Here is a 14,903-nt window from a genome sequence, read left to right as displayed (position 1 = left end):
ATATTGCAATTCATAAATATATGCAATAAGGTTTTTAATCAAAACGGTGTGGGGAGCGGTATGAAAAGTTGGCAGCCCAATATCTATCTATTGCTAGCAGCAAGTGTGGTCGGAATTATCAGCACTTTGGTAACTCTACCTGCTTGGGCAGAAACGAAACTTGAGAATAGAGATAAATTGTCTCAAAAAGCTATTGATAGTTTACTTCAACAAATAGATTCTTCTGCACTGGGCGATCGCCTGACAAAGCCGGGGTATCAAAAAATCTGGCAACTGAGCGACTTAGAAACCTCCATCACCAGCGCTCAACAATTGCTAGTGCAGTTACCCACACCACAAACTACACCCGCGCCAACAATTACACAAATAACAGGGGTGAAAGCAAACCCTACAGAAAAAGGTGTGGAGGTAATTTTACAAACTACTCAAGGGGAAAAATTACAACTCATAAACCGCAGTGCTAGTAATAATTTTATTACCGATATTCCTAACACCCAATTGAGTTTGCCATCGGGCGAGGGTTTCACCTTCCGCTCGGAAAAACCTCTTACGGGAATTATTGAAATAACAGTCACAAACATTGATGCAAATACTGTGCGAGTGACGGTGGTGGGTGAGAAAGCTTTGCCTACGGTTGAGTTATTTGATGATAATGCAGGGCTGGTTTTTGCCGTAGCATCTGCTGCAACAGCGACACAGCCACCCCAGCAACCCCAAACACCTCAAGATCAACAAAAGCCAGCAAGCGAGACACCGCCAGAAGAACCATCAGCACAGCAGGATGAGCCGATTGAGTTGGTGGTGACGGGGGAGCAAGATACATATAACGTACCAGATTCGTCAACTGCCACTAAAACCGACACACCCCTGCGCGATATTCCCCAATCGATTCAGGTGGTGCCGCGACAGGTGCTGGAAGATCGCAATGTGAGAAGTGTAAATCAGGCAGTGGAAACAGTCAGTGGCATTGTTAGTGGCGGAAGCAACTTCGGTGCGCCTTCAGGAGACAGAGTCATTAGAGGATTTAATCAAAGCGGAAATTTCCGCAATGGCTATCGAGATGCAAGTGAAAGCTTTACGCTGACAGGCGTTGGGACGATCGAACAAGTAGAAGTTCTCAAAGGCCCTGCCTCAGTTCTATTCGGAGCCGTAGAACCGGGTGGAATCGTCAACGTTATCACCAAACAACCTTTGAGTGAACCTTATTACAAGCTCGGATTTGAGGCAGGGAATTTTGGATTTTATCAACCCAGCATCGATTTCTCTGGCCCATTGAATGCCGATAAAACTGTACTCTATCGCTTTATTGCAAGCTATCAAAGTTCGGAGGGGTTTCAAGATTTTGTCAAAACAAATATAACCACGATCGCACCCTCAATCACTCTCAAATTGGGGGATAGAACAGAACTGAATCTATACTATGAATACACTAACTATAATGGATATCCTAATGAGTCTGGCAGTTGGTTTTTCAGTGATGGTAGCTTCCTCCCTAGAAGTGTCTTTCTCGGCTATCCTGATTTGACTTTTATTGATGCCAAGACTCAAAAATTTGGCTACACCCTGAATCAAAAGTTGAGCGACAACTGGCAGATTCGTAACAATTTTGCGGTAGCTACTACTAGAACTAGAGACGCATTTGCTGGAGGAGAAAATCTAGTCGATGATAGTTTGCTAGTAGGTATTAGCGCTTCAAGACGTGGATACTCAATAGATAACTATTTTGGACAGATCGACTTGCTTGGAAAATTTAAGACGGGATCGATTTCGCACCAACTTTTAGTGGGTTTTGATTTTAATCGCAATGTTCAGACTTTTGAGGCTTTTATTTCCGATTCTCCTCTTCCTAATCTAAATATCTTCAACCCAGACTACAATGTTCCAAAACCCTCACTCCATCCAGATTATGGTTTTAATAGCACTAGCCAATCTTACGGTGCTTACCTTCAAGATCAAATCAGTATTTTAGATAAGCTGAAGCTATTAATTGGTGGGCGCTTAGATTGGGTTACAGATCAGTCAGCAGAGAGTAGAAGTGCTTTTAGTCCGCGAATTGGGTTGGTGTATCAGCCCAGTAACTCTGTTTCTCTCTACACCAGCTACAGTAAATCTTTCGTCCCTGACTTTGGATTAAACCCTGATGGTGCAGCTTTTGAGCCAACCAAAGGAACACAATATGAATCAGGCATTAAAGCTGACTTTCTAGAGGGCAGACTTTCGGCAACGTTAGCCGCCTATCAGATTACCAAGACGAATATTCTAACAACCGATCCTGATCCGGAAAGAGGTAGGCTTGGTTATTCCATTCAGGTAGGGGAGCAAAGGAGTCAAGGAATTGAGTTGGATATCGCGGGTGAGATTCTACCAGGGTGGAAGGTGATCGCTTCTTATGCCTATACCAATGCAGAAGTTACCGAGGATAATACCATTGGTGTAGGCAATAAATTGCAGGGTACGCCGGAAAATCAAGCTAGCCTTTGGACAACATATCAGATCCAGAAGGGCAATCTCAAGGGTTTGGGATTTGGTCTAGGGCTTTTTTATGTGGGCACGCGGACAGGAGATGTGAATAACTCGTTTGAACTACCCGATTACTTGCGTACCGATGCGGCGATTTACTACCGTAGAGATGGTTTTAATGCTGCGATCAATATTAGTAATCTATTTAATACGGACTATTTTAGCTCCTCCTATGGTTACACCTTAGGTCTTGAAAGAGGTGCGCCCTTCACAATCATCGGCTCCATTAGTTGGGAGTTTTAACTCACTCTCCTGTTGGCAATCGGCTGAACAACGTTTTGCAATCTTTGAAAGGACTAGTACTGCAAGGCGGAAGTCAAAAGTCAAAAGTCACTCATGCTTTAATTTTGAGCTTTCTGGCTGTTTGGAATAGGTGGTTTATTTACGCCCTGCTGTACTATGACTTGCCTTGGAGCTATTTGATCGTCGCGCTTCTAGCCAAGCCTGCACATCAGCAATACTAGTAAAATCTAACAGTGCTTCGCTCAAATCTTCGAGAACAGGTAAAGGTAGACTTTTGAGGGGTTTGAAGTAGTACTACAAACCACCCCAACAATCAATTTACATTTGGCCAAATACATAGTAGTGGTACGTAGTTAAAAATGCTTTTTTGGTTTCGTATATCTTTTTATACGTAATTAATCACGTGTATCTAACAAAAGTTATAGTCGCTATCAGCGCTATTCAATCTTAGTACACTAAGTTTCCAGTACCCTGCAACTGACGCAAAGAATTTATACATAATGGACAGTCGCAGCCAAATACCCTAATTGCAGCGTCACTTTCCTCTTCAGTAAAGTTCAACATGGCAACATTCCGATTTGATACTGATGTGACAATAGTTGAGGAACTTTTAGAGGTATACGGGCGTTTTCTCTCTGAATCTCGAATGCACACAAAATCTTGTCCACCATGTGGGTTAGTGATACAGGTACGACCGTCTTGTGTGTGCAGTAATCTCTGTGTAATGCTACCACTAGCATGGGCAGGATGAAATGTCACCAGCGTAGACATCATCGACACAAAGATTGAGGAAGTGGAAAGCAAATTCAGAAGAATTTTTTTGTTCATAGATTTCCTTGAGAAAATTGTCTATTAGCTTAGGGTATTCGATTAACTTTCAAACTTCAAGTGAATTTCCCTGAGAATAGCTAGATAGATGTTTATTACCCAAGAAAGTTCCATCTCTACTACCAGTTTGCTGGGAAATTTTTTACTACATCTATAATTCAGCGATCAAACAGGCTTGATGTCTAGCTTTTAGACACAACGTTATGTAATTCAGCAAATTTCAATCCGCTGTATATTCCCAAGACAGTTATTATTTGCTTGATGTAAGTATAAGAGCTTAATTAAATTAAAGCTCGTAATTAGCGGCTCTAACCCTTTAAATTCTTATACAGAGTGATAAATCGCTCACTACGAACAAAAGGTATATCTTACATAATTCTATACGATTGAAAGCCGCCATAGCTATCTTTACAAGATTATAAATCTTAATTTTAATCAAAATATAGTGTATATATTTAGCAGTAAATTTGAGATAGATTCTCGTTCTTAAAATATCAACTTGTAAAAACTTTTTTTTTTCATTACATTTAAAAAAAGGCTCATATCTCAATTAATTTACTAGCCTACATAGAAAAAATGAAGCAGAAAGTACATTTAGAATCTTCAGATGGTTGCAGCTGTGGACATGACCATCACGAGAATCATAACCATGTTCATAATCACAATCATGATGAGAATCATAACCATGACCACAATCACGAACACGGGGGAGAGTTCAATCTAAAAAATGAGGTATTGCCTTTGGTCGCAATTTTAAGTTTATATGCGCCTGGTGTAATTTTTGAAAATCAATTACACAATACTTTCTACTCAATAGGTGAATATCTGCTTTTTATTCCTGCTTATTTATTAAGTGGATGGAGTGTTTTAAAAACTGCTGGGCGCAATATAGTCAGAGGTAGAGTATTTGATGAAACGTTTTTAATGACAGTAGCAACATTAGGGGCGATCGCAATTCATAAATTACCCGAAGCGGTCGGAGTCATGTTATTTTACAAAATTGGAGAATTGTTTCAAGATATTGCCATCAGTCGCTCCCGGAATTCGATCAAATCATTATTGGAAATCCGCCCGGACTATGCAAATATCCAAATAGAGGGAGAACTGAAAAAAGTATCGCCAGAAACAGTAAAGATTGGGGATATTATCGTTGTAAAGCCTGGAGAAAAGATTCCCTTAGATGGCGAAATTATAGATGGTAATTCGCAAGTTGATACATCTGCATTAACTGGAGAATCTGTACCGCGAACGGTAAGAATTGGAGAAACAGTTTTTGCTGGGACGATTAATAAAATAGGTGCGCTCGTCATTAGAGTCACAAAACTATTTGATGAATCTTCCATTGCCAAAATTTTAGACTTGGTGCAAAATGCCAAAAGTAAAAAAGCAGCAACAGAAAAGTTTATTACTAAATTTGCCCGATATTATACACCAATCGTAGTTTTTACATCTCTAGCAGTTGCAATATTACCTCCTTTATTCATTTCGGGTGCAACTTCTTCGGAATGGGTTTATCGTGCCCTGATTTTACTAGTTATCTCCTGTCCGTGTGGACTCGTTATCAGTATTCCATTAGGTTACTTTGGAGGTGTGGGAGGTGCAGCTAAACGTGGTATTTTGGTTAAAGGCTCTACTTTTTTAGATACTTTAAATGCAGTTAGTACAGTTGTTTTTGATAAAACTGGAACGTTAACGAAAGGGGTATTCAAAGTAGTAGAAATAGTACCATTAAATGGCTGGAATGAACAAGAACTGCTGCGATTAGCTGCTAAAGTAGAATCGCACTCAAATCATCCCATCGCTCAATCTATCTGCAAGGCTTATGGTGGAAAAATCGATGAATTTGAGATTAGAGATTATGAAGAAATAGCAGGCTATGGAATTAAAGCCAAGGTTGAAAATAGAGTAGTAATAGCGGGAAGCGATCGCCTATTGCATAGAGAGAAGATTTCTCACGATAATTGCCAGTTAGAAGGAACAGTTATTCATCTAGCAGTGGATAATATTTACGCTGGCTATATTGTCATAGCTGATGAACTCAAAGAAGATGCGAGACTTGCTATTCAAGCACTCAAACGAATGGGTGTAGAGAGAACAGTAATGTTGACAGGAGATAATCAAGCGATCGCTTCTCGAATTGCCCAACAGCTTGCCATAGATACCTACGAAGCAGAGTTATTACCTGAAGAAAAAGTTAATGCCATTGAGAAGTTACTCAGCACCGTTGGTAAGCATAATAAAGTTGCCTTTGTTGGGGATGGCATTAATGATGCACCAGTGATTGCTAGAGCAGATGTTGGTATAGCAATGGGTGGGTTAGGCTCAGATGCAGCGATCGAAACTGCGGATATTGTAATCGTCACAGATGCACCATCCAAAGTAGCAGAAGCAATCCAAATCGCCAGAAAAACTCGCAAAATTGTTTGGCAAAATATTGGGTTTGCGTTAGCAATTAAAGGTGTATTTATTGGATTAGGTATTTTAGGGATAGCGACAATGTGGGAAGCTGTATTTGCTGATGTTGGAGTAGCAATGCTGGCAATTTTAAACGCAACTAGAGCGATGAAATAAAATTTTTTGAAAATTGGGAATCTGTAATTGGGAAATTGTAGTAGTTAAACTATGAGTACTTCTCACTCATATTCTGCTAACCATAGTAAAACCTATGAATTCATTAATCAAAAGCATTGCTACAGCTACTCTAGCTTTACTGCTAAACTATTCAGCCAACCAAGCCTTTGCACTACCCCAAAAAATCAATCACCCAATTACTGTTGCTAAATTGCAACCCTTAAAAGATACCTTAATTGTTCCTGGGGAACGAGTGGATCCGATAACACGCACAACTACCAAGCAGGATTTAGTCAAACTGTTTGGTGCATCCCATCTCGTTGATAAAACTATCTCTGGTGCTGAAGGAATAGGTAGTTTTGCAGCTACTCAGTTAAATCTAAATCAGGGGCGATCGCTCTTAGTAGTTTGGAGTGATAATACTCGTACCAAACCTCTAGATGTGCGTAACTTGGGTTCAGCTTGGAAAACCCGCGAAGGTATTGGAGTGGGAACCCCTTTGAGCGAGTTACGTAAAAAATTAGGTGATTTTAAACTTTATGGATTGGCGTGGGATTACGGGGGCACGATTTTGTTGGATAGTAGTAAATTATCCCGTTATCAAGGCAAACTTATTTTACGAGTAGATACGGCTCCTAATGCTTCTGAAAAATTCCCCAATGACTACCAATTGGTGTCTGGGGATAGTACTTTTTCTTCCAGCAATCCCCACTGGAAACCTTTGGTAATTAGGCTTGCAGAAATAATTGTTGTATTGAATTCAAGTGAGTAGTTGTATGTTAAACATCAGTTTAGCTTTCTAAAAGTATTACAAATAATGAAAAAAACTCACTGGAAAAACCGTATTAGAGAATGGAGCCAAAAGCGAATAGAAATATTTCTTGAAGATTATGATGAAGAATGTTTATCCCCAGAAGTTCGCAAATCTGGCTACTTAAGTTATTCTGGTGCAACTGAGGAGGAAATAGTTGCTACCGAAGCTCGTTTAAATGTAACTTTTCCACCTTCTTACCGGGAGTTTCTGAAAGCTTCTAATGGGTTGCGTCCTATATCAGAATATAGTCTAGAATTTTGTGGAACTGAAGATATTGTATGGTATGCTCTTGACCATCAAGATTGGGTAGATGAATTAATCGAAACTTGGTCTGAATCACCATTAACAGACGAAGAGTATTTTGTTTATGGCGATAAGCAATATGATAATATATCCCGACCAGAGTATTTACAAACAGCATTGGAAATAAGCAGTGAAGATATGGGTGTGATATTTTTACTAAATCCTCAGATCGTTGCAATAGATGGTGAATGGGAAGCTTGGTTTTGTAGCTTTTCAACTGCTTCATTTGGCGCACAGCGTTATCGCTCATTTGGTAAAATGATGGAGGAAATATTAAACGACCCAGAATTTATTTGATAGATTGGGATATTCAAGAAATTGGAATATCTGAATAGTAGTCAAATGGGAAATAATTAAAATTACAGAGATATGATATTCAAGAACTTAAAACATTCTGAGATTGATTAGTTATTAGGATTGATTTTCTCTCATTTTTTCTAATAAACCAGTCAAAAAATGCCGATAATTATCATCTTGGCAGGTAGAAAGGGTTTCTGTAAGAGCAGCAATTGCAGCGGAATTTCCCACTCCAATTTCTGCTAACGTCTTAACGGCATCCCAATAATCAACATTTTTAAGTGTTGGCAGTAGTTCAATTAATGTGGCAATAGCATTATTATTACCAATACCTATTTTTTGGAGAGTTTCAGTTGCAAAGTACCAAAAATGATGGTCATCACAAATACGCATTAAATAAGTTAAAGCATCAACAGCCTCTGAACTAGTAACTGTCATTTTTCCGAAGGCTTTAGCTATAGCGCGGCATTCTTCTAAATCCTGAACATTATAAGCTAAATCAATTAAAGTACGCAGAACAATCTGGTTATTGGCACCAATCGTACTTAAACCTGTAATAACCGCAGGACGTATTAAAGTATCTATTCTTGGAAGTACTTCAATTAAAACTGTAATTACATCTGCATTACCAATAGCAATCTTTTCTAAGCTGTAAACAATTGCTGATATAGCTATTTCATACTGAGGCAGATATAATAGTTTAATTAATGCATTAATTGCGTCTAATTTTCCAACATTAACATAACCTAAACTCTCCGCTAATATGAAAATAAATTCTTGGCTGCGGTTGTTTTCTGCCAACCTAATTATAGTTTCATAATCAATTTTTGCGATAGTACGAGCAATTAATCCTTGACTATAATGTTTTTTATAGTTTATAATAGGCTCATAATTACCAGATAAGAACATTTCTGTTAATTTATTGATTGCATTAGTATTCCCCACTGCAATTTGTTCTAAAATTGATAATGCTGTACAGCGAGTACGATATTCTTGTGCAGTCCTCGCAGTTTCAACTAAGGCATTGATAGTATCTTGACTAGTATCCTCAATGCGTTTTAAGCTCTTAGCAGAAGTTTTGCGAACATAATCATATGAACTATTGTGTATTAAATAAATCAAAGTTTTAATTGCATCTTGGTTATCTTTACCGATGTACCCCAAGATATAAGCAATGGCTCCGTGAGTTACTTCATCAGAGGTGCTACGTGCTAGATTAGCCAGAGTCGTAATTGCCTGTTCGTTACAAACAGCAATTTTCGCTAGGTTCTGTGCTATTACCCTACAGGTAGGTGGCTGAACAGTACTGAGTTGCTTAATTAGTGTTTGAATAACATCATTGTTATCAGTACCAATTTTACCTAAGCTTTGAATTCCTACCCAGCACGTAGGTTCATCTTGTGTGGTGCATACTAGGTCAATTAAGGCATTAATTACATCTGCATTACCAGCACCCAAAAACCCCAAACGTTCAGCAACCTGTTTGAGAACTGAGTTATCCTGACTTGTGTGTAGTTGTTGAATTAAAAAATTAATATTGTCTTGCTCTTGCTGGTTGCTCATTGGTTTTCATAAAAATTACCTTGTAACCAATATCCTAAATCTGTGTAAATAATGGCATTTTTACAGTGCGATCGCAACAAAAACTAGACGCACTTCAGGCAGAATTTGACATCCGCAGTGAAAAGTTTAAGCAGAAGAAGAAAGCTGTAGCAATTGAGGCTGGTACGGCAGTTAAGTTTCAATTAGAACAGCAACTTCTTGATGAAGAGACAAAACTTGGCACATCTTAGCGATGAACTGGATAAAATTGAGTCTGGATTGCAATCATAAGAATTATGTAAATATACAGTTATTTAGTGCATGAAAATCAGGATTTACTCACCTAGAAATAAGGAGAATAGAGATATTCAGTTAATTGGTGTTTGTTTATACTATTTCAAATTTTTGTAATCGTTATACTCATAACTTAGGTTCTACCTGGGAATTAGGAAGTGGCTTTGCCACTTCTTTTTATTTATCTGCTAGTTCAGTAAAAATCGATTAAAAGTTAAAAGTAACTTTGTTGAACTTTTAACTTTTATTAATTGTTATACCATTTTGCAAAATATCTGCTAAATATACATTGGTAGAGGCGTACATCTATAACGCCCCTACAAATGATTTATATGTTGCAAAGATTGTTGACAATAGTTATGATATCGCGTGCATTTAATTGGCCAAGCAGTCTAACGAATTTCTGGTCATAATAGACATGATGTTAGTCATTACTCATTGTATCTTCCCATCTCTCACGCTTGGGCTTGCTCTCCACATCGCGCGATCGCATTTCTTGCCAAGTCTCCCACATTAGGGATTGCTGTTTTTCAACATGGTTAATAAACTGCATAATTGAGTAATCTGCTTTAATGGGAGTTTTCAAATCAAACTGAATCGTTTGAAGAATCTTGATGTCACCCATGAGAAAGTACTTAGCTGCAATCTTAGTCAGCCATAGCACAGATCGATTGCATAACCAACCAAAAATTCCTTTACGTTTTTTAGTCATCAACAGAACTTGCCCTTCAGTTTTTCCCCCTTCGTGTAGGCGAACTGCAACCATCATGTGAATATGTAAGAAATCAGGGCCAATTGTCACAATGCCAATGCTACCGTACCAATAGCAAATACTGTAAGTTATGACATTTTTGTAGAAAAGACGGATGAGCTTAATTAAAAAGAAATTGTCTTTGATGGGTGTAGTATTACTGAAGATAATCGCATTCTCGTTTAGTTCGTGTCTTTCAAAAATAATTTCTAGTGGCAATTGATGAACTGTATTGAGATGTTGAGCATCAATCGCATTAATCATCACCACATTGGGGTGACAGTTCAGCAAGAAGTGGGAATGAATAGCGACATCACACTCTTTCTGTTCCAACTCTGGAACAAATGGTAGAGGTTGTTGTGGTATTTCTCCAGTCCAAATCCAAATCATCCCATATTTTTCAGCAGTGGGCCAAGTTTGTAACTTTACGGAAGGCGGCACATCTAAACATGGGATATCAATACACATTCCCTCAGCATCAAACTTCCAGTGGTGGAAAAAACAACGTAGTGCATTACCCTCAACTTTCCCTTCAGCAAGGTGAGCGCCCATGTGTGGACAGTAGGCATCTAAGGTAACTACTCTTTTATCTTTACCACGGTAAATTACTAATTCTCTACCCAAAATCGTGACAGGTTTTACTTCACGCACCCGCAGATTTTGAGAAGGTATTACCCAATACCATCCCTCAATAAAACGCTCTGGATTATTGAAAATTTTAGGTTTACGGATTGAGCTAAAAGTCTGCGAGTTGAGATTCATTTTTATGGTTTCACTTGAAGTGAAGCAGTTAATCTAGAAGTAACATGAAAACTTCAAAAAAACAGTTACTTTCAGTACCATGAGAAACAGCTACCTAACAAATGGATAAAAATCATCAGGTAAAATATTGAAAAATATTATTAAAAATGTCAAAATTATGTCAATTTAATATCAGCTAAATCCCAAATATCCATTTACAATAGATATTTGAAAATTTACAACTTAGTAAAATCTCTAATTAGATAAAAAGTTCCAACACTGATGCTAATATTTGGTTTGACTCCCAAATGACTTGATATTTAGCAAAATATGTAATAATAATTACAAGAGTTGGGAAATCTACTATGTTAACTCAAGATAAAAAACTACTTTTAATTGGTCAAGTAACAGATTTAACTGGAATACCCATCAGGACAATTCGTTATTACGAGAGTTTAGGTTTAATCAATTCATTAAAACGAACAGAAGGAGGCTTTCGCCAGTTTTCATTGGATGTGCTAACTCGTTTAGCATTCATTAAAAGGGCACAAAATCTTGGTCTTAGCCTAGAAGAGATTGGTAATATTCTTCAGGTTTATGACCAAGGGCAAACTCCCTGTGGTGAAATCAAAGAAAAACTTGAAGAGAAGGTCTTACAGATAGATCGCCAAATCGATCAGCTATTAACTTTGCGCTCTGAAATAAAAGGATTACTTTCAGGCTGGAAGAATATCAGCGAGCATCATGAGAAGACAATTTGTCCGATTATTCAAAACACCTCTCAGCACTGACACTAATCAGGAATCAGAACTTTTATAGAGAATAAACCACCACAACTCTAGTCCAATTAAAGCCAAACCTGCGATCGCAACACCAATTTTCAAGCTTAAAGGTTGCTCAAGGCGTTGAAATTGGCTGGTTTGCTCTGATGAATGGGCTGGCATTTCTGCTAATGTTACACCTGATGCTCCAGTGAGAAGCACTAAAGCTATCAGGCTTCCCCAAAGCGTTTTTTGACTGAACATTTCCTAAATTACCCTAAAATTATGAGCTAATTTTTGGTTGAAAGTTACGCAATCTGAGGGCATTGCTAACAACAGAAAGCGAAGAAAGAGCCATTGCAGCACCGGCGATAATTGGATTGAGTAACCAACCAAAGATGGGGAACAAAATTCCCGCCGCAATAGGAATACCTATGACGTTATAAATAAAGGCAAAGAAGAGATTTTGCTTAATATTGTTGATGGTAGCGCGACTAAGTTGAATTGCTGTCACAATTCCTTGCAAATCTCCAGAAATTAGGGTGATATCGCTAGCTGCGATCGCTACATCTGTTCCCGTACCAATGGCAATTCCCACATCAGCCTGTGCTAAGGCTGGCGCATCATTTATCCCATCACCTACCATTGCGACAATTGAGTGCTGAGTTTTGAGTGAGAATTTACGAGAATTCTCTCCCCTTGCTCCTCTGCTCCTCTGCTCTCTTTGCAAAGCTTGAATAATCGCCGCCTTCTGATCTGGACGCACTTCAGCAAAGATTCGCTGGATGCCAACTTGTAGAGCGATCGCATCAGCAGTTTTACGATTATCTCCGGTAAGCATTACTACTTCTAAACCTAACTTCTGTAAAGCTTTCACCACTGCTATTGATGAAGGTTTTAGGGCATCGGCAATACCCATTACTCCTTGTAGTTTGCCATCTACAGCAATCAAAATGACTGTTTTACCAGCTGCTTCCCAGGCATCTTTATACTGCTGGAGAGTTATGGTGTTAATTCCAAGTTCTGTTAACCAGCGTTGTGTACCAATTTGCACAAGCTGATTTGCAACAACTGCTTGCACACCACTACCTGCATTAGCTGTGAAGTTCTTTGCATCTATTAAAGTCACTTCTTGAGACTGGGCGTATTTTACAACCGCTTCAGCTAAAGGATGCTCCGAATTGCGTTCAACCGTTGCTGCTAACTGTAAAAGCTTGATTTCATTACCATTAGCTGTGCCGTTGACAGTTGCAAAGTCTGTAACCGTAGGTTTCCCTTGAGTCAAAGTGCCAGTTTTATCTAGGACAATGGTTTGAATTTTGTGTGCTTGTTCTAAGCTGTCAGCACCTTTAATCAAGATGCCATTTTCTGCACCTTTACCTGTCCCTACCATTACAGATGTGGGGGTAGCTAAACCCAAAGCACAGGGACAAGCAATAATCAGTACACCTACCGTTGTCATTGTTGCTAGGGTAAGGTTGCCAGTGAAATTAAACCAAATCACGAAAGTAGCGATCGCAACGGCAATCACAGCTGGTACAAACCATCCTGTCACTCGATCTGCCAAGCGCTGAATAGGTGCTTTAGAACCTTGTGCTTGTTGCACCAGTTTGACAATTTGAGCCAAAAAAGTATCATTTCCGATTCGTGTCACCCGAAACTGAAATGCACCTGCACCGTTAATCGTCGCCCCAATCACCTCATCTCCTAGCTGCTTTTTGACTGCCAAACTTTCACCCGTCACCATCGCTTCATCTACTGTCGAAGCGCCTGCAATCACTTCCCCATCTACCGGAATCTTTTCACCAGGACGCACCAAAATCACATCATTGATTCTGACTTCGGTGATGGGAACATCAATTTCTATTCCATTACGAATGACTCTGGCATCTCTGGCTTGCAGTCCAATTAGTTTGCGGATGGCTTCAGAAGTTTGTCCCCTAGCGCGATTTTCCAGCAACCGTCCCAGTAAAATTAAGGTGATGACAATGGCGGCAACTTCATAATAAAGATGAGGTATCAAGCCCTGAGCAATAAAAAATTTTGGGAAAACAGTGACAAACAAAGAATATAGATAGGCTGCACTTGTACCCAAAGCAATTAACGTGTCCATCGTCGCCGTATGGCGCTTGAGGGATTTCCAGCCATTCCGGTAAAAAGATCCACCACACCAAAAGATTACGGGTGTTGTCAGCACTAACTGCACCCAAGGATTCTGAAGAAAACTTGGAATTAAGGGTAAATTTAGCCTAGTCATCATGGGCAACGCTCCTAAAAGTAGGAAAGTGCTGATTACACCTCCCACCGCTACTTTGAGAGAGAGTTGGCGTTGTAATGCTTGCCTACTCGCTTTTTCAGCATCATCTTCTTCAAAGAGCAATTCTTCCTGAAGTGAGTTAGAAGAGTATCCCGCAGCAGCGATCGCAGCTTGGATTTTCTCTAAATTCGCTAGAGAGCGATCATATTTGATGGTAGCTTGTTCTGCTCCAAAGTTAACATTGCAGTCAATCACCCCAGAAACAGAGCGAATTGCCTTTTCGATATTGTTGGCGCAAGCAGCGCAACTCATGCCTCGAAGTTTGAGTGTGAGAGTATCCATGTTGGGGATTGGGAATTAGGGATTAGGGATTGGGGATTAGATATTGGGGATTAAGGATTAAGGATTGGGTATTGAGAATAATTTCAGTCCCTAGTCCCCAGTACCCAGTCCCCAGTCCCCAATCCCCTTTCTTTAAGCAACTGGATAACCCGCAGCAGCTAACGCTTCCTTAATTGTTGTTTCTGATGCCTGAGTTTCTACACTGACAAGCTTGGTTGTTGGATCGGCCTGAACACTAGCATTAGCATCGACTGCCTGAAGTGTTTTGGTGATGGTGCTTGCACAAGCAGAACAAGCCATGTTAGGAACTGTGAGTTGGAGAGTCATAGATTTACGGGATAAAATGAACAACTTAGCCAGATCGAGCTGGATGACTGAGACGTATCCCTCACACATCAGAAATTTCTGATTGAGAGTCGCCTTAAATTTATCCTAGACTCTCCAGCCGACTAGAGAGTCTAGAGATTTTTAAAAGTTTTTTGCTAAACTTCAAATTTCTTTACAACTTTGGTTTGACTGAGTAACCGTTGCCGATCAAAAATACAACGTATTACAACCCGATTGTCATCCAGAGTTTCTTAGAAAATGTTTGAAAAGTCATGATTGATGTATCAAATATTTTTTACCCCACCCTAACCC

Annotated in this window: 12 protein-coding genes and 1 pseudogene; 6 read left to right on the top strand and 7 right to left on the bottom strand. The window is 39.3% G+C overall.

What is annotated here, in order from left to right; genetic code table 11:
• Window positions 1–60: 60 nt before the first annotated feature.
• Window positions 61–2,763 (top strand): TonB-dependent siderophore receptor, encoded by a 2,703-nt coding sequence (locus tag ACFE93_RS24030; RefSeq protein WP_375476950.1) that lies wholly within the window; start codon window positions 61–63, stop codon window positions 2,761–2,763.
• Between the two features lie 135 nt (window positions 2,764–2,898).
• On the opposite strand, the pseudogene ACFE93_RS24025 reads toward ACFE93_RS24030, so the two are convergent.
• Window positions 2,899–3,042: pseudogene (locus ACFE93_RS24025) on the bottom strand (DUF4351 domain-containing protein); the annotation flags it as partial.
• A gap of 168 nt (window positions 3,043–3,210) precedes the next feature.
• Window positions 3,211–3,591: a hypothetical protein gene (locus tag ACFE93_RS24020; RefSeq protein WP_375476948.1), complete on the bottom strand. Its 381-nt coding sequence runs from the start codon at window positions 3,589–3,591 to the stop codon at window positions 3,211–3,213.
• Window positions 3,592–4,167: 576 nt separating this feature from the next.
• On the opposite strand from ACFE93_RS24020, the gene ACFE93_RS24015 reads away from it, so the two are divergent.
• The 3 genes from ACFE93_RS24015 (at window position 4,168) to ACFE93_RS24005 (ending at window position 7,576) form a co-directional block, all read left to right on the top strand.
• Window positions 4,168–6,162, top strand: coding sequence for a heavy metal translocating P-type ATPase (locus ACFE93_RS24015; RefSeq protein ID WP_375476946.1), 1,995 nt, complete (start codon window positions 4,168–4,170; stop codon window positions 6,160–6,162).
• Window positions 6,163–6,256: 94 nt separating this feature from the next.
• On the top strand, window positions 6,257–6,934 hold the full coding sequence (locus ACFE93_RS24010) for a hypothetical protein (RefSeq protein ID WP_375476944.1): 678 nt from the start codon (window positions 6,257–6,259) through the stop codon (window positions 6,932–6,934).
• 45 nt (window positions 6,935–6,979) lie between these two features.
• Complete coding sequence (locus ACFE93_RS24005) at window positions 6,980–7,576, top strand: SMI1/KNR4 family protein (protein ID WP_375476942.1); 597 nt, start codon at window positions 6,980–6,982, stop codon at window positions 7,574–7,576.
• Between the two features lie 114 nt (window positions 7,577–7,690).
• Here ACFE93_RS24005 and ACFE93_RS24000 read toward each other — a convergent pair whose 3' ends face one another.
• Window positions 7,691–9,139 (bottom strand): HEAT repeat domain-containing protein, encoded by a 1,449-nt coding sequence (locus ACFE93_RS24000; RefSeq protein ID WP_375476940.1) that lies wholly within the window; start codon window positions 9,137–9,139, stop codon window positions 7,691–7,693.
• Window positions 9,140–9,204: 65 nt separating this feature from the next.
• Here ACFE93_RS24000 and ACFE93_RS23995 point away from each other — a divergent pair, with 65 nt between their 5' ends.
• The gene (locus ACFE93_RS23995) at window positions 9,205–9,369 is read left to right on the top strand and encodes a hypothetical protein (RefSeq protein ID WP_375476938.1); all 165 of its coding nucleotides are present in this window, start codon (window positions 9,205–9,207) and stop codon (window positions 9,367–9,369) included.
• 467 nt (window positions 9,370–9,836) lie between these two features.
• Here the strand turns inward: ACFE93_RS23995 and ACFE93_RS23990 are convergent, their stop codons facing one another.
• Window positions 9,837–10,925 carry a Rieske 2Fe-2S domain-containing protein gene (locus ACFE93_RS23990; RefSeq protein WP_375476936.1) on the bottom strand — a complete coding sequence of 363 codons (1,089 nt, stop codon included), beginning with the start codon at window positions 10,923–10,925 and terminating at the stop codon, window positions 9,837–9,839.
• A 344-nt stretch (window positions 10,926–11,269) separates the two neighbouring features.
• Here ACFE93_RS23990 and ACFE93_RS23985 point away from each other — a divergent pair, with 344 nt between their 5' ends.
• Entirely contained in the window at window positions 11,270–11,695 is a 426-nt protein-coding gene (locus ACFE93_RS23985) for a heavy metal-responsive transcriptional regulator (RefSeq protein ID WP_375476934.1), read from the top strand.
• A 6-nt stretch (window positions 11,696–11,701) separates the two neighbouring features.
• Here the strand turns inward: ACFE93_RS23985 and ACFE93_RS23980 are convergent, their stop codons facing one another.
• From ACFE93_RS23980 to ACFE93_RS23970, 3 genes are all read right to left on the bottom strand, one after another.
• Window positions 11,702–11,929, bottom strand: a complete 228-nt coding sequence (locus tag ACFE93_RS23980; RefSeq protein WP_375476932.1) for a hypothetical protein — start codon at window positions 11,927–11,929, stop codon at window positions 11,702–11,704.
• A 19-nt stretch (window positions 11,930–11,948) separates the two neighbouring features.
• A complete protein-coding gene (locus tag ACFE93_RS23975; RefSeq protein WP_375476930.1) occupies window positions 11,949–14,264 on the bottom strand; it encodes a heavy metal translocating P-type ATPase in 2,316 nt (771 codons plus the stop codon).
• Between the two features lie 132 nt (window positions 14,265–14,396).
• Entirely contained in the window at window positions 14,397–14,591 is a 195-nt protein-coding gene (locus ACFE93_RS23970; RefSeq protein ID WP_375476928.1) for a heavy-metal-associated domain-containing protein, read from the bottom strand.
• Between the last annotated feature and the right edge of the window lie 312 nt (window positions 14,592–14,903).

This window comes from uncultured Nostoc sp., assembly GCF_964247315.1.
Classification (GTDB): Bacteria; Cyanobacteriota; Cyanobacteriia; order Cyanobacteriales; family Nostocaceae; genus Nostoc.
The sequence above is the reverse complement of the archived record's forward strand: the minus strand, read 5'-3'. Positions and strand labels throughout refer to the sequence as shown.